The 17588-nt window shown below is 71.4% G+C and carries 17 protein-coding genes; 10 read left to right on the top strand and 7 right to left on the bottom strand.

Annotation, left to right across the window (positions count from 1 at the left end; genetic code table 11):
- The first annotated feature begins 25 nt into the window (after positions 1-25).
- Positions 26-187, top strand: coding sequence for a hypothetical protein (locus tag ACTWPW_RS25210; protein WP_443170072.1), 162 nt, complete (start codon positions 26-28; stop codon positions 185-187).
- A gap of 11 nt (positions 188-198) precedes the next feature.
- Entirely contained in the window at positions 199-1581 is a 1383-nt protein-coding gene (locus ACTWPW_RS25205; RefSeq protein WP_443170071.1) for a glycosyltransferase family 2 protein, read from the top strand.
- A gap of 7 nt (positions 1582-1588) precedes the next feature.
- Here the strand turns inward: ACTWPW_RS25205 and ACTWPW_RS25200 are convergent, their stop codons facing one another.
- A complete protein-coding gene (locus tag ACTWPW_RS25200; protein ID WP_375111590.1) occupies positions 1589-2179 on the bottom strand; it encodes a TetR/AcrR family transcriptional regulator in 591 nt (196 codons plus the stop codon).
- Positions 2180-2263: 84 nt separating this feature from the next.
- Between ACTWPW_RS25200 and ACTWPW_RS25195 the strand changes: the two genes are divergently transcribed.
- Positions 2264-3289, top strand: coding sequence for a saccharopine dehydrogenase NADP-binding domain-containing protein (locus tag ACTWPW_RS25195; protein ID WP_443170070.1), 1026 nt, complete (start codon positions 2264-2266; stop codon positions 3287-3289).
- The gene (locus ACTWPW_RS25190; protein ID WP_443170069.1) at positions 3286-4125 is read left to right on the top strand and encodes an NAD(P)H-binding protein; all 840 of its coding nucleotides are present in this window, start codon (positions 3286-3288) and stop codon (positions 4123-4125) included. Before ACTWPW_RS25195 ends, ACTWPW_RS25190 begins: the two co-directional genes overlap by 4 nt.
- 47 nt (positions 4126-4172) lie before the next feature.
- Here ACTWPW_RS25190 and ACTWPW_RS25185 read toward each other — a convergent pair whose 3' ends face one another.
- The 5 genes from ACTWPW_RS25185 to ACTWPW_RS25165 all read right to left on the bottom strand — a co-directional run bounded on the left by ACTWPW_RS25185 (position 4173) and on the right by ACTWPW_RS25165 (position 11105).
- Entirely contained in the window at positions 4173-5888 is a 1716-nt protein-coding gene (locus ACTWPW_RS25185; RefSeq protein ID WP_375111593.1) for an ABC transporter family substrate-binding protein, read from the bottom strand.
- Positions 5885-7954 carry an ABC transporter ATP-binding protein gene (locus ACTWPW_RS25180; RefSeq protein ID WP_443170068.1) on the bottom strand — a complete coding sequence of 690 codons (2070 nt, stop codon included), beginning with the start codon at positions 7952-7954 and terminating at the stop codon, positions 5885-5887. The genes ACTWPW_RS25185 and ACTWPW_RS25180 overlap by 4 nt, the downstream gene beginning before the upstream one ends.
- Positions 7951-8790 (bottom strand): ABC transporter permease, encoded by an 840-nt coding sequence (locus ACTWPW_RS25175; protein WP_364136263.1) that lies wholly within the window; start codon positions 8788-8790, stop codon positions 7951-7953. The genes ACTWPW_RS25180 and ACTWPW_RS25175 overlap by 4 nt, the downstream gene beginning before the upstream one ends.
- A gap of 1 nt (position 8791) precedes the next feature.
- The gene (locus ACTWPW_RS25170) at positions 8792-9769 is read right to left on the bottom strand and encodes an ABC transporter permease (RefSeq protein WP_375111595.1); all 978 of its coding nucleotides are present in this window, start codon (positions 9767-9769) and stop codon (positions 8792-8794) included.
- Positions 9770-10124: 355 nt separating this feature from the next.
- A complete protein-coding gene (locus ACTWPW_RS25165) occupies positions 10125-11105 on the bottom strand; it encodes a phosphotransferase family protein (RefSeq protein WP_443170067.1) in 981 nt (326 codons plus the stop codon).
- 122 nt (positions 11106-11227) lie between these two features.
- Here ACTWPW_RS25165 and ACTWPW_RS25160 point away from each other — a divergent pair, with 122 nt between their 5' ends.
- The 6 genes from ACTWPW_RS25160 (at position 11228) to ACTWPW_RS25135 (ending at position 16704) form a co-directional block, all read left to right on the top strand.
- Entirely contained in the window at positions 11228-11944 is a 717-nt protein-coding gene (locus ACTWPW_RS25160; protein WP_375111597.1) for a FadR/GntR family transcriptional regulator, read from the top strand.
- A gap of 33 nt (positions 11945-11977) precedes the next feature.
- Complete coding sequence (locus tag ACTWPW_RS25155) at positions 11978-12742, top strand: enoyl-CoA hydratase/isomerase family protein (RefSeq protein WP_375111598.1); 765 nt, start codon at positions 11978-11980, stop codon at positions 12740-12742.
- A 1-nt stretch (position 12743) separates the two neighbouring features.
- Positions 12744-13934 carry a CaiB/BaiF CoA transferase family protein gene (locus ACTWPW_RS25150; RefSeq protein ID WP_375111599.1) on the top strand — a complete coding sequence of 397 codons (1191 nt, stop codon included), beginning with the start codon at positions 12744-12746 and terminating at the stop codon, positions 13932-13934.
- Positions 13922-14956 carry a hypothetical protein gene (locus ACTWPW_RS25145; RefSeq protein WP_443170066.1) on the top strand — a complete coding sequence of 345 codons (1035 nt, stop codon included), beginning with the start codon at positions 13922-13924 and terminating at the stop codon, positions 14954-14956. The genes ACTWPW_RS25150 and ACTWPW_RS25145 overlap by 13 nt, the downstream gene beginning before the upstream one ends.
- Complete coding sequence (locus ACTWPW_RS25140) at positions 14953-15657, top strand: SDR family NAD(P)-dependent oxidoreductase (protein WP_375111601.1); 705 nt, start codon at positions 14953-14955, stop codon at positions 15655-15657. Before ACTWPW_RS25145 ends, ACTWPW_RS25140 begins: the two co-directional genes overlap by 4 nt.
- Positions 15658-15753: 96 nt before the next feature.
- Positions 15754-16704 (top strand): aldose 1-epimerase family protein, encoded by a 951-nt coding sequence (locus ACTWPW_RS25135; protein WP_443170120.1) that lies wholly within the window; start codon positions 15754-15756, stop codon positions 16702-16704.
- On the opposite strand, the gene ACTWPW_RS25130 is transcribed toward ACTWPW_RS25135, so the two are convergent.
- Complete coding sequence (locus ACTWPW_RS25130; RefSeq protein WP_443170065.1) at positions 16701-17540, bottom strand: amidohydrolase family protein; 840 nt, start codon at positions 17538-17540, stop codon at positions 16701-16703. The two genes, ACTWPW_RS25135 and ACTWPW_RS25130, sit on opposite strands and share 4 nt — an antisense overlap.
- Between the last annotated feature and the right edge of the window lie 48 nt (positions 17541-17588).

Raw genomic sequence — 17588 nt, 5'->3', positions numbered from 1 at the left:
TATTCATGTCACCCAAGGAGGCCATATGGCATACGGGTCCCTGGCGGGCTTCGGCAGTGGCGTCGCCGTGGCCGCGCTGGCGGGCGGGCATCCCTGGCTGGTCGGGCTGTGCGTCACGCTCATGCTGGCCGGCGCCTTCCTGGTGCGCTCCAGGTTCCGGCGCGGGCGGGGACCACTGTGCCCCTGACCGCTGGGCCCGTGACCGCCGCGGGAATCACCGCCCGGTACGCCGGTCACCGGAAACTGCTGGTCCTGGGGGCGCTTCCGGTCGCCGGATACGCCGCCTGGGGCATCGCCCATCTGGCCGCGCTGGCGGGGGCCGCCGACGGGCACCCCCACGACGTGTCGGTCGCCTGGCTGACCTCCTTCCTGCTGTTGTGGTGGCTGCCGCTGGCCTGGTTCGAGCGGCCGGTCCGGGTCCCGCCCGGGCGGCGGGGGCCGCTCGCCGCGCTGCGGGTGACCGTCCAGGTCCCCGTCTACAACGAGGACCCCGAGGCGCTGCGCGCGTGCCTGCGCTCGGTGCTGGCGCAGAGCCGGCGGGTGAACCGGGTGCGGGTGGTGGACGACGGCTCCGCCGACCGGGTGACCGGGGAGCCCATCACGTACGACGCGGTGCGCCGCGAGTTCGAGGCCCAGGCCGCGGTGCGGGGCATCGAGACGACCTGGGACCGTACGGAGAACCGGGGCAAGCGCTTCGCCCAGATGCGCGCGCTGGCCGAGGACGACGGGGACATCTTCCTCACCCTGGACAGTGACTCCGTGCTCGACCGGCACGCGGTGCGGGAGGGGCTGGCGCCGTTCGCCGACCCGCGGGTGCGGTCGGTGGCCGGGCACGTGCTGGTGCTGAACCGCGCGGCCAACCTGCTCACCCGGATGACCTGCCTGGTGTACCTGCCCTTCACCCACGGCCTGCGCAGCGCCCAGTCGGTGCTGCGGAGCGTCACGATGAACTCCGGCGCGCTGGCCTTCTACCGCGCGGACGTGGTCCGCCGGGCCGCCGGCGCCTACGAGAACGAGCGCTTCCGCGGGCGTCCCATGCAGATGAACGACGACTCCATGCTCACCCTCTACTCGCTGCTCGCCGGCCGCACCGTGCACCAGCCGTCGTCGCTGGTCTTCACGCTGGCGCCCGAGCGGCTGGACCACTACGCGAAGCAGCAGCTGCGCTGGATGCGCGGCATCACGGTGCGGCACCTGTGGTGGTTGCGGTACCTGCCGCTGACCGGCGTGGTCTTCTGGACCACGGTGGCGGAGTACCTGCACCTCCTGCTCGCCCTGGCCATCCCGATCGTGCTGGTCGCCGACCCGGCCTGCCGGGCGCACCTGGGTGAGCTCTCGGTGGCGGCGGCGCAGATCGGGCTGGCCATGAACTACCTGATGGCGCTGCGGCTGTTCACCGTGCGCCGGAGCGACGAGAGCACGGGGGCGCGGCTGCTGCTGTTCGCGCTCGCGCCGCTGGCCTCGGTCTGGCGGCTGCTGGTGCTGCGCCCGCTGTACCTCTACGCGGTCCTGACCTGCTGGCGGGTCAACCGCTGGGGCACCCGCGGCGGCGTGGAGGTCTCGCTCGCCGCCTCGGTGTAGCGCCCGGTCACACCCTCAGCGCGGCCAGGAACCGGTCGGCCTCCGCGGCGATCCGCGGCAGGTCGGCCGCCGGGTCCTCGGACCGGGCCAGCAACATGCCGCCCTCGCACAGCGCGCCGAAGACGAGCTGCGCGCGGGCGGCCAGGTCGCCGTCGGGGGCCTGCCCGGCCGCCACGGCCACGCGCAGCCCGTCGAGCAGGACGCGCAGCATGTGGTCGTGCTCGATCTCGCGGACCCGCTCCCAGCCCAGCACCGAGGACGCGTCCAGCAGCACGATCCGCCGGAACCGGGGGTCGAGGCAGTGCTCCAGGAACGTGCGGCAGCCGCGCCGCAGCGCCGCCCACGGGTCGCTCTCCTCCGCGGCGACCCGCAGGAGCCGGGCGTCGACCGCCTCCAGCTCCGCCACGAACGTGGCCAGGAACAGCTCCGCCTTCCCGCCGAAGTGGTGGTAGGCGGCCCCCTTGGTGACCCCGGCCGCGGCCGCGACCGCGTCGATCGAGGTGGGCGCGTATCCGTGGGTCCCGAACAGCTCACGCGCGGCCAGCACCAGCCGCCCCGTGGTCTCGTCCGAACGTTCTGCCTGGGTACGGCGGATCATCGTGCTCCCCATTGACTTACATACTCGCGGTACGTAACTTCGAGACTAGTTACGTACGCCGAGTATGCAACATGGAGGTGAGTCATGTCCTCACCGCACTTCGCCGTCTACGGCGCCACGGGCCACACCGGGCGCCTGGTGGCGGCCGAGCTGCTGGCCCGCGGCCGGGAGGTCATCCTGGCCGGCCGCGACGGCGGCGCGCTCAAGGTCCTGTCCGACGAGCTCGGCGGGGCCCCCACGCACCAGGCCGCGATCGACGACCCCGGCGCGTTACGGGAGCTCGCCGGCCGGGCGGCCGTGCTGATCCACTGCGCCGGCCCGTTCACGCACACCGGCCGGCCCCTGGCCACCGCCGCGGCCGAGGCCGGCTGCCACTACGTGGACCACGCCCTGGAGCAGCACCACACGAAATGGATGTTCGACGCCATGCGGGAGCCCGCGCGGCGGGCGGGCGTCACCATGCTCACGGCGACCAGCTTCTACGGCGGGCTGGGCGACCTGCTCGCCGGCGCGGTGGCCGCCGGCATGACCGGGATCGAGCGGGTGATCACCGCGTACGCGGTGAGCGGCTGGCGCCTGACGACGGGGGCGAGGAAGACCGCCGAGCTGCTGTTCGCCGACACCCAGCGGATCACGTACACCGACGGCGCCCAGCACGTCGGCTACGTCGAGCCGCGCAATGCCGTCTTCCCGTTCCCGCCGCCGCTCGGGCCGCGCACGATGATCGCCCCCGTGCCGTTCTCCGAGGTCGTCACCGTGCCCAGGCACGTGGCCACGCCGCGGGTGGAGGCGCAGCTCACGGCGCACACGTTCGAGGAGGAGCAGGCGTTCTCCAGCGAGCACGTGGACGCGGCCACCCGGGCGGGCTCCGCCTTCACGGTCGCCGCGCAGGTGATCGCGGCGGGCGGCGGCCGGGCCGGGCAGGCGCGCGGGCACGACCTGTGGCGCATGAGCGCCCTGACCTCCGTCGAGGCCGCGGTCCGGCTGGCCGGCGGCCAGGGCCCCGGCCCCGGCGTGTTCGGCCCGGCCGAGGCGTTCCCCGCCGAGGCGTTCCTGCGTGACCTGGAGCGGCTCGGCCTGTTCACCCTCAACCTTCCGGAGGAGAAATGATCCTGGTGACGGGCGCGGCCGGAGGGCTGCAGGGATCGACCGGGCGGCACGTCGTCGACCTGCTGCTGGAGCGCGGCGAGGCGGTGCGGGCGTTCGTGCGCTCCGACGACCAGCGGGCCGCGGAGCTGCGCAAGCTCGGCGCGGAGGTGGTGGTGGGCGACCTGCGCGAGATCTCCTCGGTGCGGCCGGCCATGCGCGGGGTCACGCGGGCGTTCTTCACCTATCCGGTGACGGCCGGCCTGCTGGACGCCGCCGCCGCGTTCGCCGCGGCGGCCAGGGAGGAAGGCGTGGCACGCGTCGTCGAGGTGTCGCAGCTCGACGCCTCGCCCGAGGCGGCCACGCCCCGGATGCGCCGGCACTGGGTGGCCGAGCAGGTCTTCGACTGGGCCGGGGTGGGCGCGGTGCACCTGCGGGCCGGGGTGTTCTTCGAGAACCTGGCCGTCGTGGTGGCCGCCGCCGGGCGGCTGGCGCTGCCGCTGGGCGCTCCGGACACGTGGATCCCGCTGGTCGCGGGCCAGGACGTGGCCCGGGTGGGCGCGGGGCTCCTGCTCGATCCCGCTCCGTCCGATCCGGTGTGCCTGGTCAACGGGCAGATGGCGACGGTGGGCGAGGCGGCGGAGGCGTTCGGGGTGGAGTACGCCGACGTGCCGCCGGAGGCGTGGGCGGCGCGGGCGATGGAGGTGTACGGCGACGAGGTCGCCGTCGAGCACCTGTCCCACCTGTGGGCGCTCTTCCGCTTCATCGGCCACGGCGACCACCCGCTCTACCGGGTCACGGAGAGCATCGAGCGCTACGGCGGCCGGCCGCCGATGACCCTGCGCGAGTTCACCGGATAAGCGAAGACCCCCGGCCGGAGACGGCCGGGGGTCATGCCAGGACGGGATCAGCCGGTGAAGCCGACGGCCGTCCAGTCGTAATACTTGTAACCGCGAGCGCCGAAGTTGGCGAGCGTCTTCTTGGCCGCCCAGATGTCAGGACGCTGGTACAGCGGGATGGTGTGCACCATGTCCCAGATCAGCTTGTCCGCGGCGTTGGCCAGCTCGATGGCCTTGGCCGGGTCCATCTCGTCCACGGCCGCCTGGATGGCGGCGTCCACGGCCGGGTCACTGGCCTTCGGGAAGTTGCTCTCGGAGCCGGTCTTGTAGATCTGCGGCATCGAGCCCAGCGGCAGCGGCGTGCCGATCCAGGAGAACGGCACCAGGTCGAAGTCACCCTTGATGATGAAGTCGTTGAAGAACTTGTCGACGGGGACCGGGCGGATCGTGACCTTGATCCCGGCCTCCTTCAGCATGGCCTGGGTGAGCTCACCCTCGGTCTGCGAGACCGGGGTCGCCGTCGGGATGACGAAGCTCAGCGCGAGCTCCTTGCCGTCCTTCTTGCGGTATTCACCCTCCTGCTTCCAGCCGGCCGCGTCGAGCAGCTGCTTGGCCTTCTCCAGGTTGTACTTGCCGAGGTCGCCGGAGTTGTCGACGTAGCCCTTGTGGTTGTTCATGAAGACGTGGTTGCCGAGCGTCTGCAGCGGCCACTCCATGTCCTTCAGGTCGGACTGGGTGATCACGTCACGGTTGATCGCGTACTGGACGGCCTGGCGGACCGTCTTCTCCTTCAGGAACTCGCTCTGGTTGTTGACCGTGATGTGCCGCCAGTTCGGGCTGAGCGCCTTGCGGATCTCGGCGTTCGGCACCTCCTTGGCGCGCTTCAGGTCGGCCGGGGCACCGGCGGCGATCTCCACGGCGTCGATCTCACCGTTGGCGAACGCGTTCACCTCGGCGGCCGGGTCGGGGATCGCCCGGTAGATGAGCTTGTCGAGCTTGGCCTTCTTGCCCCACCACTTGTCGTCACGCACGAGGGTGAGCGTCTTGGTGCCCTCGTCGAGGGACTCCACCTTGAAGGGACCCGCGGTCGCCGGGATCTTCTGGTTGTAGTCGTTGTCGTACGCGTCGGGCGACGAGATGTGCTCGGCCGGGAACAGGTGCGAGGTGCCCCGGTTGAACAGGCCCTGCCACTCCGAGTACGGCTTCTTGAAGGTGATGACGGCGACCTTGTCGGAGTCACCCTTCTCGACCGACTCGATCTTGTCCCAGCCGTCCGTGGAGGCCGGCTTGAACTTCTTGTTCTCGCCGTTGTTGGCCTTCCACGCCGCCTCGAGGTCCTTCCACGTCATCGGCGTGCCGTCCGACCACGTGGCCTTCTCGTTGATCGTGTAGGTGACGACCTGCTTGCCCGACGACATGTCGTTCTTCACGTCGGTCAGGTAGTCGGGGTTCGGCGTGAAGGTGGCGTTCTCGTCCGCCATCATCAGCTGGGGCATGATCGGGTCCAGCATCGTCGCCGTGTCGGCCTGGTTGCCGTCGACGTGGTTGCCGTTCCACTGCGTCGGCCACTGCCCGATGGACAGGGTGAGCGTGCCGCCGTCCTTGACCTGCTCGTACGGGACGGGGTTGATGCTGATGGACGGGGTTTCCGCCATCTGCTGCTGAGCCTGCTTCGACTGCTCGGTGCTCGGCTGCTTGTTCTCGGTGCCGCCGCCTCCGCCACAGGCCGCCACGGCCATGGCCAGGACCGCCAGCCCAGCGGCCGCACGGTAACGAACCTTCACTCTTCCTCCTGATTGTCCGAGGCCGTGATGACCTCGATCTCCTCCGCGTAGTGGCAGGCTGCGCCGTGGTCCACGGCGTTCGCCAGCCGGGCAACCGAGGGCTCCTCGTCCACACAACGCCGCCGTTCCGCCTCACTGAGCTGGGCGAACTTGGGGCAACGGGTGCGGAATCTGCACCCGGACGGGGGGTCCGCCGGGCTCGGCAGGTCGCCTTCGAGCAGGATCCGCTTGCGGGTGCGCTCCATCTCGGGGTCGGGCAGCGGGATCGCCGAGAGCAGTGCCTGCGTGTAGGGGTGGGCGGGGTGGTCGTAGACGTTCTCGACCGTCCCGATCTCGGCGATCCTGCCCAGGTACATGACGGCCACCCGGTCGGCCAGGTGCCGGACCACGGCCAGGTCGTGCGCCACGAACAGGTAGGACAGGCCCAGCCTGTTCTTCAGCTCCTCCAGCAGGTTGATCACGCCCGCCTGGATGGACACGTCGAGCGCCGACACCGGCTCGTCCAGCACCAGCAGCTTCGGCTCCAGCGCGAGCGCGCGGGCGATGCCGATGCGCTGGCGCTGACCGCCGGAGAACTGCTGCGGGTAGCGCTCCGCGTGCTCGGGCGCGAGCCCGACGAGCTGCAGCAGCTCGGCCACCTTGGCGGACACGTCCTTCTTGCCGTGCGCCCGCAGCGGCTCGGCGATGATGTCGCCGATCGGCATGCGGGGGTCGAGGGCGGCCATCGGGTCCTGGAAGACGATCTGCAGGTCGCCGCGGAGCGCCTTGCGCCCCGCCTTGTCCAGCGTGGCGCTGTCCCTGCCGAGCACGACGACCCGGCCGCCCTGCGGCGGCTGGAGCTGCATGATCTGCTGCAGCGTGGTGGTCTTGCCACAGCCGGACTCGCCCACCAGGGCCAGCGTCTCGCCCTCGGCGATGTCGAGGCTGATGCCGTCCACGGCGAACACCGTGCCGACGCGGCGCTTGAAGACCGCGCCCTTCATCAGCGGGTAGTGCCGGATCAGCTGGTCGAGCTCCAGGACGGTGGCGCGCTCGGTGCGCGGCACGCGGACCACGTCGCTCGGCGGGATGACCGGCACCGGGAACACGTCGGCCCCGGTCAGGCCCTTGTGCTCGATCTCGTGCGAGCGGATGCAGGCCACGTGGCGCCCGCCGCCGAAGGGGGTCAGCGGCGGCTCCTCGTCGTCGCACATCTCCACCTTCATCGGGCAGCGCGGCGCGAACGGGCAGCCCGGCGGCAGCGACGCCGGCGACGGCGGGTTGCCCTCGATGGGGACGAGCGCCCCCTCCTCGCCGTCGATCCTGGGGATCGAGGCGAGCAACCCCATCGTGTACGGCATCCGCGGCCGGTAGTAGATGTCGTCCACGGGCCCCTGCTCGACCGGCCGGCCCGCATACATGACCAGCACCCGGTCCGCCATGCCCGCGATGACGCCCAGGTCATGGGTGATCATCACGATGCCGGCGCCCGTCTCCTGCTGCGCGGTCTTGAGCACCTCCAGGACCTGCGCCTGGATGGTGACGTCGAGCGCGGTGGTCGGCTCGTCGCAGATCAGCAGGTCGGGGTCGTTGGCGATGGCCATGGCGATCATCGCGCGCTGCCGCATGCCGCCGGAGAACTCGTGCGGGAACGCCTTGGCCCGCAGGTTCGGGTTCGGGATGCCGACGAGGTCGAGCAGCTCCACGGCCCGCTTGGCGGCCTTGTCCTTGCCCATCTTCTGGTGGACGCGCACGGCCTCGGCGATCTGGTCGCCGATGGTGAACACGGGCGTGAAGGCCGACAGCGGATCCTGGAAGATCATGCTGATCGCCTTGCCGCGCACCTTGATCAGCTCGTCTTCCTTCAGCCCGAGCAGCTCCTGGCCGTGCAGCTTGACCGACCCGCTGACCGCTGCGTTGCGCGGCAGCAGGCCCATGACGGCCAGCGAGGTCACGGACTTGCCGGAGCCGGACTCGCCCACGATGCCGAGCACCTCACCGCGCTCGACCTCGTAGCTGACGCCGCGCACGGCCTCGATGCCGCCGGGGAAGGTGACGGTGAGGTCCCTGACCTCCAAGATGCTCATGAGTTGCTCCCCGGGTCGAGTGCGTCACGCAGGCCGTCGCCGATCAGGTTCACGCTGAGCACCAGGGCGACCAGCAGGCCGGCGGGGAAGGCGAACAGCCATGGGTAGCCGGTGGCGTTGCCGGAGCCCTGCGCGATGAGCGTGCCCAGCGAGACGTCGGGCGGCTGGATGCCGAAGCCGAAGAAGGACAGCGCCGCCTCGCCGATGACCGCGCCACTGACGTTGAGCGTGGCGTCGATGATCAGCAGCGAGGACAGGTTGGGCACGATGTGCCGGAAGATGATCTTCCAGCGCGGGATGCCCATGTAGACGGCGGCCTGGACGTACTCCCGCTCGCGGAGCGAGAGCGTCATGCTGCGCACCACCCTGGAGGTGATCATCCAGGAGAACGCGGCGAGCAGCACCACGAACCAGATCCAGGAGCCGTCCCGCAGCCGCGGCGAGATGATCGCGATGACCAGGAAGCTCGGGAGGACCAGGAGCAGGTCCACACCCCACATGAGCACCTTGTCCACCCAGCCACCGAAATATCCGGCGAACGCGCCCACGATGGCCGCCAGGCCGGTCGAGATCAGCGCCACCAGCAGGCCGATGACGATGGACTTCTGCATGCCGCGGAGCGTGACCGCGTACATGTCCTGGCCGATCGACGTGGTGCCCCACCAGTGGTCGCCGTCCGGCGGCGACAGGAAGGACAGGAAGTCCTTGTCGGTCCACTCGTACGAGCCGAAATACGGCCCGACGTACGCCAGCCCCACCAGCAGGACCAGCGCGATGAACCCGTAGCGGGCCTGCTTGTTGCGCAGCAGGCGCCTGAGGACGACTTTCGAGCGCATGTCAGCTCACCCGCACCCGAGGATCGAGGGCCGCGACCAGGAGGTCCGAGAGGAAGGCGGCGGCCAGGATGCACACGGCCGCGAAGAAGGTGACCGCGGCGACGGAGTTGACGTCGTTCTGGTTGATCGAGTCGACCAGCCAGGCGCCCATGCCGTGCCAGGCGAAGATCTTCTCGGTGAAGGTCGCCCCGGTGAACATCGTCCCGAACGCGAAGGCGAAGTACGTGGCCGAGGGGATCAGCGCGGTGCGCAGCGCGTGCTTCGTCAGCGCCGTCCTGCGGCGCAGGCCCTTGGCCATGGCCGTGCGGACGAAGTCCTGGCCGAGCACGTCGAGCATCATGTTGCGCTGGATCCGGCTGTAGAAGGCGATCGAGCCGAGGCTGAGCGAGATCGTCGGCAGGATCAGGTGGTTCAACCGGTTGACGAACTGGTCCCAGCCGGACAGGCGCGGGTTGTACTCGCCGGTGTACTCGATCAGCGTGAACCCGAGCCCTCTGTTCAGGTTGTACGTGGCGATCGCGAGCAGCGTCGCCAGCACGAACACGGGGATCGCCATGATCACGAAGGAGCTGACACCTATTAACCGGTCGCTGGGCTTGTACTGCTTCACCGCGGAGAGCGCGCCCAGCGCCACACCCAGGGCGAAGCCCACGATCGTGCCGATGAGCAGGAGCCGGAGGCTGACCATGATCCGACGGCCCATCTCGCCGTTGACCGAGCCGCCGTTCCAGGTCCTGCCGAAGTCTCCGGTGACGACGCCCTTCGCCCAGGTCCCGTAGCGAACCAGCACGGGGGTCTTGTCGTTCAGGTTGTAGGCATCGAGTGTGGCGTCGATGACGGACTCGGCGACCGGGGGCTGGCGGCCCTCGTACGCGGCTCGCGGGTTCATGGTGGTGGCCGCGAGCATGTACGCCAGACTGGCCGCGATGGCGACCAGGATCACGTTTATTGCCAACCTGCGGAGCAGGTACTTGCCCATTACTCTCCGTTCGCGCTGACCGAGGGCGCGAGCTTCCGGATGGAGAGAAGCGCCCCCTCAACGAAAACCCATCCCGCCTCGTGAAATTCACTTGTCGGCGGGATGGCGATCAACGCGCAGAATATAAGCAAAGATATAACAGTCAGAAACTGGGGAATATAACAGTCAGGTCACTCACAAAAGATCGCCGACCCCTGTCAGCCCCCGGCAAACAGCGGCTCTACCTGCGGAAACTCCCCCTACCACATGGCCGCGAACGCCACCCGCAGAAGCGCCTGTGTCACAGGATCCGGACATAAATTGACGGCCGGCCCGGGTGATCCACATCATATTCGGTGGCGCGTGAGTGTGAGCGTCAATCGATCTCGGCGAGCACGGCGGCCACGGCGTCATAGGACTCCCTGACCCGCTCGGCGTGTCCGTGGCGGTGCCGCTCCAGCCGGACGGCGCCGAGATGGCGGATCTCGTAGATCGACGAGCGCCACGCCGCCGCCGGAGCGCGGTCCGGCTCGCCGTAAGCCTCCCAGAACGCCAGGCGCTCGTCCTGCCTGGCGGCGGCCATCCGGATGGTCCAGTCGGCGGCGGGGTCGCCCCACCAGGTGCGGTCCAGGTCGAGCACCCCGGTGACCGTGGGCTCGGGGGCCTCGGCGGCGATCATGACGTTGACCGTCCACAGGTCTCCGGTGAGCAGGCGGGGCTCGGTGATCTCGTCCAGCACGTCGTGCCGGTCGGCCGCCAGGTCGGCGGCCTTGCGCAGGTCGGCGCCGTCGAGGCCGGCGTTCTCCAGGTCGGCCGCGATCTCGGTCAGGGAGCCCGTGACGGCCTGGCTCCAGGTGTCGTACCGGGGGTCGGCGACCGGGCCGAACCGCGGGCCCCGTACGTCGTGCACGGATCGGGTGATCTCCCCCAGGCGGCGGTAGAAGCCCGTCCAGAGCGGGCGCGGGTAGCCGGGCAGGCGCTCCGGGGCGGGGACCCCGTCGAGGAGCGTCTGGACCAGGTAGTCGCGGCCGATCAGGTCGTGCGACCAGTCGGCCGCCACGATGCGCGGCATGAGCGGGGCGATCACCGAGAGGTACGGCACGGTGGCGTACTCGTTGCGCATGAGCTGCCGCTCCGAGGCGAACTGGCGGGCCGGCTCCGGCGCGAACCGCATGACCACCGGGCGGTCCTGCCCGGCGACGGTGACCTTGTAGGTGTTGTTGTACATGCCGAGGCCCAGCTCGACGGCGGAAAGGGCGTCCCGGCCGAAGACGCGGCGGCTGATCTCCTGGAGGTGGCGGGCGGTCACGGGCTGCTGGAACGCCTCGCCGGGGCGCTCTATCGGCTGGAAGTCCATCGCGCCATCATGCCCGAGGCGCGGAGGAATAAGTCGCCCCCGATCGCTTCATCAGATGAAAATCTAACTTCATCCGATGAAAGGCTATGAAAACCGGCGCGCCCGGGATAGCGTGCGGAGCCGTGGCAACTGATCCTCAGCGGGACTCGGCCCGGCACGTCCAGGTCGTCCAGGCCCTCGGCGCCCGCATCGTCGGCGGCTCGCTCGCTCCCGGCACGGCCATCCCCATCGAGGAGGAGCTGGTCGGCGAGCTCGGTGTGGGCCGCTCCGCCGTGCGGGAGGGCGTGAAGGTCCTGGCCGGCAAGGGCCTGCTGGAGACCAGGAGGAGCGCGGGCACGATCGTGCGCCCCCGCGAGTCCTGGAGCCTGCTCGACGCCGACGTGCTGAGCTGGCGGTTCGAGCCGGAGCCCCGGCCCGAGGACATCCGGGTGCTGGCCGACCTGCGGGTCGCGCTGGAGCCCGGCGCCGCCAGGGTGGCGGCCGAGCGGGCGGACGCGGCGGCCGTGCGGCGCATCGACGAGGCGCTGGCCGCGCTCTACGCCACGGCCGACGACCCCGAGCCGTTCATCGAGGCCGACCTGGCCTTCCACCAGGCGGTCTTCGCCGCCGCCGACAACGACCTGCTGCTCTACGTCTACGAAATGATCAGCATCGCCCTGCGGTCCGTGCGCCAGGTGCACACCCGCTCGGTGGCGCACAACAAGGAAACGCTGCCCGGTCACGAGCGCGTGGCCCAGGCGATCAGGCGCCGCCACCACCGCAAGGCCGAGGAGGCCATGCGCACGGTGGTCGAGGTCGCCCGCGCCGACGCCGAGCAGCACGTACGTCTCTGCTGCTAGAAGCTGTCACCAGCTGTGAGAAAAGAGCTCCACTTGGACGTCCTCCTCGACGTCGACGGCCCGGTCGCCGTCGTCACCCTCAACAGACCCGCCAAGCTCAACGCCATCACCCCCGACATGGCCGCCGCGCTGCGCGCGTGCCTCGCCCGGGTGGACGCCGACCCGGACCTCCGGGTGGTCGTGCTCACCGGCGCGGGCGAGCGCTCCTTCTGCGTCGGCAGCGACATCCGCGAGCTCGACGAGTACGCCACCCCGTGGGAGTTCCGCAACCGGGGCGACTACGGCGACGCCGTACGCGCCCTGCGCAAGCCGATCATCGCGGCCGTCAACGGCTACGCCTACGGCGGCGGCCTGGAGCTGGCCATGGCCTGCGACATCCGGCTGGCCGCCGAGACCGCCACGTTCGCGGCGCCGGAGATCAAGCTGGGCTGGATCGGCGGCAGCGGCCAGTCCGCCCTGCTGGCGCACGCCGTCGGCCCGACCAACGCGGCCACCATGCTGCTCACCGGCGACCCGGTCGACGCCGCCCGCGCGCAGGCGTGGGGGCTGGTCACGGACGTGCACCCGCAGGCCGAGCTCATGAAGGCGGCCAGGACGCTGGCCGGCACCATCGCCAGGCGCCCGCCGATCGCCGCCCAGACCGCCAAGGCCAACCTCAGGGCGGCCTACTCGATGCCGCTCGACCAGGCCATCCAGTACGAGCGCGACCTGCAGACCGTCTGTTTCGCCACCGCCGACGCGGCCGAGGGCAGGGCCGCCTTCGCCGAGCGCCGCGAGCCCGTCTTCGAGGGGCGCTGACATGGGCGTGCTCGACGGCTACCGCGTGATCGACCTGTCCATCGCGATGGCCGGCCCGCTGGCCGCCATGCGGCTGGGCGACCTGGGCGCGGACGTGGTCAAGGTGGAGCCGGTGACCGGCGAGTGGCAGCGGCACGCCCCCGCGGGCGGCGCCGCCGGCAACCGGGTCAACGCCTCGTTCCTGTCGCTCAACCGCAACAAGCGCAGCCTCGCCGTCAACCTCAAGTCCGACGAGGGCCGCGAGATCGTGCACCGGCTGGCCGCGACGGCGGACGTCTTCCTGCAGAACTACCGGCCCGGCGTGGCCGAGCGGCTCGGCATGGACTACGACACGATCAGCGCGCTCAACCCGTCCATCGTGTACGTCTCCATGTCCGGCTACGGCGAGACCGGCCCGTACATCTCGCGCCCCGGCCAGGACCTGCTGCTGCAGGCCATGAGCGGCGCGATGCTGAGCACGGGCCGCGAGGGCGACCCGCCCGCGCCCGCCGGCTCGTACGCGATCGACGCCATCACCGCCTACAGCGCCTTCGAGGGCGCGCTGGCCGCGCTGCTGCACCGCGAGCGCACCGGCGAGGGCCAGCGGGTGAGCGTCAACATGCTGGACGCGGCCGTCGCCGTGCAGATGCAGGAGCTGTCGATCTACACGGTCGGCGGGGTGCCGCAGCGGCGCGGGCGCGAGCCGCACGGCCACACCTACATCCGCGCCCCCTACGGCGTGTTCGCCACCAAGGACGGCTTCATCGCGCTCGGCATGCCGCGGCTGGACGGCCTGGCCGTGGCACTGGACCTGCCCGAACTGGCCGCGATGGACGGGGACGCCGACGGCCACACGCGGCGCGACGAGATCACCGCGCTCGTGGCCGCCCGCCTGCCCGAGCGCACGACGGCCGAGTGGCTGGAGATCTGCGCCCGCCACGACCTGTGGGCCGGCCCCGTGTACGGCTACGCCGACCTGGTGAACGACCCCCAGGTCAAGCACAACGGCTCGTTCGTCACCTACGAGCACCCCACCGAGGGCACGGTCACCACGCCCGGCTTCCCGTACGGCCTCAGCGCCTCCCCGCCCCAGGTGCGCAGGGGTGCCCCGCTCGTGGGCGAGCACACCAGGGAGCTGCTGGCGGAGCTCGGCTACTCCGGGGAGCGCACGGCCGAGCTGGTGGCGGAGGGCGTGCTGGCATGCGAGGGCTGACCTGGGACCACCCGCGCGGCTACGCCCCGCTGGACGAGCTGACCCGGCTCGACCTGGCCGGGGAAAACCCGTACGGGCCGGTCCCGGAGCCGATCGAGTGGGACCGCCAGCCGCTCGAAGGCTTCGAGTCGGAGCCGATCGCGAAGCTGTGCGAGACGTACGACGTGCTGGTGATCGACCATCCGGGGCTGGGCGCGGCGGTGGACGCGCTGGTGCCGATGGAGGAGCTGTTCGCGCCGGAGGAGCTGGCCGGGCTGCGGTTCGCGGGCCGCTCCTACGAGAGCTACCACCTGGACGGCCGCCAGTGGGCGCTGCCCCTCGACGCCGCCACCCAGGTGGCCGCGGCCCGGCACGGCGTGACCGTGGCGGGGACGTGGCCGGAGGTGGCGGAGCCGGCGCGCGGGACGCGGATGGCGCTGTGCCTGGGCGGGCCGCACGCGTTCCTGATGTTCTGCGCGCTGTGCTCGGGCGACTTCCTCGACCGGCAGGCGGGCGAGCGGGCGCTGGAGCTGATGGCGGAGCTGCTCGCCTCGTCCGACCGGGACGTGTCGCTGCTCAACCCGATCGGCGTGCTGGACGCGATGGCGGCGGGGGCCGTGGACTGCTGCCCCCTGCTCTACGGCTACGTCGGCTACCCGCTGGCCTTCTCCGACGCGCCCGCCTGGCCCGGACAGGCGCCGGGAAGCGTGCTCGGCGGCACGGGACTGGTGGTCTCGCGGCGGCGGGCCGGGGAGATCCGCGAGGCCGTCCGCGCCCACCTGCGCCGCCTGGTGTCGGAGCCGGTGCAGACCGGGCTGTTCCCGGCCACCGGCGGACAGCCCGCCGCGGCCGCGGCCTGGGCGAGCGGCGGCTTCTACCGCGCCACCCGGGCCACCATGGACGCCGCCTGGATCAGGCCGCGCTTCCCCGGCTACATCGCCCTGCAGGAGCGGTCGTCGGCGCTGATCCGCGACGGGCTGCTCGCGAAGAAGCCCGCCCGCGACCTGCTCACGGAGCTGCACGAGGAATGGAGGAACACATGACCACGGCGCTCGTCACCGGCGCCGCCGGCGCGCTCGGCCGCGCGATCGTCCGCCGCCTGACCGCCGACGGCCACCAGGTCGCCGCGCTCGACGTGGACGCGGGCGGCCTCGAAGGCGCGCTCAACCTCAAGTCCGACCTGCGTGACCCGGCGGCCATCGAGGCCGCGTTCGCCGAGACGGCCGCGCGGCTCGGCGACGTCGGCATCCTGGTCAACAACGCGGCCGTCTACCCGGCCCGGCCGTTCCTGGAGGTGCCGCCGGCCGAGTACGACGACGTCGTGGCGGTCAACCAGCGCGCCTACTGGCTCTGCGCCCAGCACGCGGCCCGGCACATGACCGGGCTGGGCGGCGGCGCCATCGTCAACATCGCCTCGATCACCATGCACGGCGGCTGGTCGGACCTGGCCGCGTACGTGTCCACGAAGGGCGCGGCGGCCGCCCTCACCAGAGCGCTGGCCCGGGAGCTGGGCCCGCGCGAGATCCGGGTCAACTGCGTCTCCCCCGGCGCCTTCCCGACGGCGGCCGAGGAGATCCACGAGGACCCCGAGGCGTACAACCGGATGGTCCTGGAGCGGCAGTCGCTCCAGCGGCGCGGCACGCCGGAGGAGCTGGCGGCCGTGGTGTCGTTCCTGACCGGGCCGGACGCCTCGTTCGTCACCGGGCAGAGCATCGAAGTCAACGGAGGGTGGGTGATGGCATGAGGCCGAACCGCAGGCGGCTGGCCGAGCTGACGGGCGACCTGAGCGCGGCCGGCGGCGTCCGGCTGGTGACGCTGGGCGACGGGGTCGAGCGCGGGGATCAGGACGCTGGAGTTCAGGACCGGCACCGGGCTGGCGTTCGACGTGCTGGTGGACAGGTGCATGGACATCGGGCACGCCGAGCACGCCGGGCGGTCGTTCGGCTGGCGCTCCCCCACCGGCTTCCGGCACCCGGGGCTGCACGAGAACGGCGACGAGGACGGGCTGTCGTGGCTGCGCTCGTTCTCCGGGCTGATCGTCACGGCGGGGCTGGACCACACGCTGTTCGGGGGCGAGGTGCCCGCCGACGGCTACCGGTACCCGCCGCGCGAGTCCGTACGTCACGGGCTGCACGGCCGCGCCGGCAACCTGCCCGCCCGGCTGAGCGGCTACGGCGAGCGGTGGGACGGCGAGCGCTGCGTGCTCTGGGCCGAGGGCGAGGTGCGCCAGGCCGCGGTGTTCGCCGAGAACCTGCGCCTGGTCCGCCGGATCGAGGCCGACCTCGGCGGCGACGAGATCCGGCTGGTGGACACGGTCACCAACGCCGGGTTCGAGCCGGCGCCGCACATGTACCTGTACCACATCAACCTGGGCTGGCCACTGCTCGACGAGGGCGCCCGGTTGGAGGCCGACATCCGCGAGACGCTCTGGCAGAGCGACAGCGTGGCCGAGCAGAAGGCCGACCACGTCACCTTCCCCGGGCCGGTGCCGGGGTTCGTGGAGCAGGTGTACGAGCACGCGCTCGTCCCCCGGCCCGACGGGCTGCACCGCGTGGCCGTGGTCAACGAGCGGCTGGGCATGCGGGTGGCCGTGGAGTGGCAGGCCTCCGAGTTCCCGTACTTCTTCGAGTGGCTGAACCTGCGCTCCGGCAACTACGCGGTCGGGCTGGAGCCGTCCACGCACCACGTGTCGGGCGACGCGGCGGCCCGGCAGGACGGCAGCATGATCTGGCTCGGAGCGCAGGAGTCACGCACGTACCACACGACGTTCCGTGTCGAGTCCGCGTCCTAGAGCCGGCTCTGGAGCCGGTACGCCCGGCGCGCCGTCCCGGCGAAGACGTCGGCCCGCTCGCTCTCCGACAGCCCGGCGCACAGCTCGTCCGCGGCCCCGGCGACCCGCTCGTACCCGGCCGCGAGCAGGCAGACGGGCCAGTCGGAGCCGAACATCACCCGATCGGGACCGAACTCCTCCAGCACCACCTCCGCGAACGGCCGCAGGTCCGCCACCTGCCAGCCCTCCCAGTCGGCCTCGGTGACCATGCCGGACAGCTTGCAGTAGACGTTCGGCCGGGCGGCCAGCTCGCGGATCCGGCCGCGCCACGGCTCCAGCTCGCCGGCCGCGATCGGCGGCTTGGACAGGTGGTCGAGCACGAACGTCAGCTCGGGCAGGGCGGTCACCGTGTCGATGGCGGCCGGGAGCTGGTGCGGCAGGGTGAGCAGGTCGTACGCGAGCCCGGCGGCGGCCACGGCGGCCAGCCCGCGGCGCACGTCGGACCGGTTGAGCCAGGCGGGGTCGGGCTCGGACTGCACCCCGTGGCGCACGCCCACCAGCCCCGGCGGCAGGGCGGCCAGCGTGCCGGCGACGTCGGGCGCGGTCAGGTCGATCCATCCGACCACTCCGGCGACCAGCTCGGACCCGGCCGCCAGGGCCAGGAACTCGCGGGTCTCGCCGAGGTCGGGCAGCACCTGCACCAGCACGGTCGCCTCCACGCCCGCGGCAGCGGCGGGGCCAGCCAGGTCGTCGAGCGTGAACGTGCGGCGTACGGGCGCCAACTTCGCGGAGTCCAGCCAGGCGTGCGGGCGGACGGACAGGTCCCAGACGTGGTGGTGGGCATCGATGCGACTCACAGCACGCAAGTTAGCAGACATCCCATGTATTCCCCCAGGAACAGGAGC

The organism is Nonomuraea sp. KM90 (genome assembly GCF_052246675.1).
Classification (GTDB): Bacteria; Actinomycetota; Actinomycetes; order Streptosporangiales; family Streptosporangiaceae; genus Nonomuraea.
Note: the sequence above shows the minus strand (reverse complement) of the source record. Positions and strands in the feature narration are given on the sequence as shown.

Excerpts from the sequence above, each read along its gene's own strand:
- ACTWPW_RS25195 (WP_443170070.1), top strand. The coding sequence starts at position 2,264 with ATGTCCTCACCGCACTTCGCCGTCTACGGCGCCACGGGCCACACCGGG.
- ACTWPW_RS25170 (WP_375111595.1), bottom strand. The coding sequence starts at position 9,769 with ATGGGCAAGTACCTGCTCCGCAGGTTGGCAATAAACGTGATCCTGGTC.
- ACTWPW_RS25210 (WP_443170072.1), top strand. The coding sequence starts at position 26 with ATGGCATACGGGTCCCTGGCGGGCTTCGGCAGTGGCGTCGCCGTGGCC.
- ACTWPW_RS25200 (WP_375111590.1), bottom strand. The coding sequence starts at position 2,179 with ATGATCCGCCGTACCCAGGCAGAACGTTCGGACGAGACCACGGGGCGG.
- ACTWPW_RS25190 (WP_443170069.1), top strand. The coding sequence starts at position 3,286 with ATGATCCTGGTGACGGGCGCGGCCGGAGGGCTGCAGGGATCGACCGGG.
- ACTWPW_RS25165 (WP_443170067.1), bottom strand. The coding sequence starts at position 11,105 with ATGGACTTCCAGCCGATAGAGCGCCCCGGCGAGGCGTTCCAGCAGCCC.
- ACTWPW_RS25175 (WP_364136263.1), bottom strand. The coding sequence starts at position 8,790 with ATGCGCTCGAAAGTCGTCCTCAGGCGCCTGCTGCGCAACAAGCAGGCC.
- ACTWPW_RS25140 (WP_375111601.1), top strand. The coding sequence starts at position 14,953 with ATGACCACGGCGCTCGTCACCGGCGCCGCCGGCGCGCTCGGCCGCGCG.
- ACTWPW_RS25150 (WP_375111599.1), top strand. The coding sequence starts at position 12,744 with ATGGGCGTGCTCGACGGCTACCGCGTGATCGACCTGTCCATCGCGATG.
- ACTWPW_RS25180 (WP_443170068.1), bottom strand. The coding sequence starts at position 7,954 with ATGAGCATCTTGGAGGTCAGGGACCTCACCGTCACCTTCCCCGGCGGC.
- ACTWPW_RS25145 (WP_443170066.1), top strand. The coding sequence starts at position 13,922 with ATGCGAGGGCTGACCTGGGACCACCCGCGCGGCTACGCCCCGCTGGAC.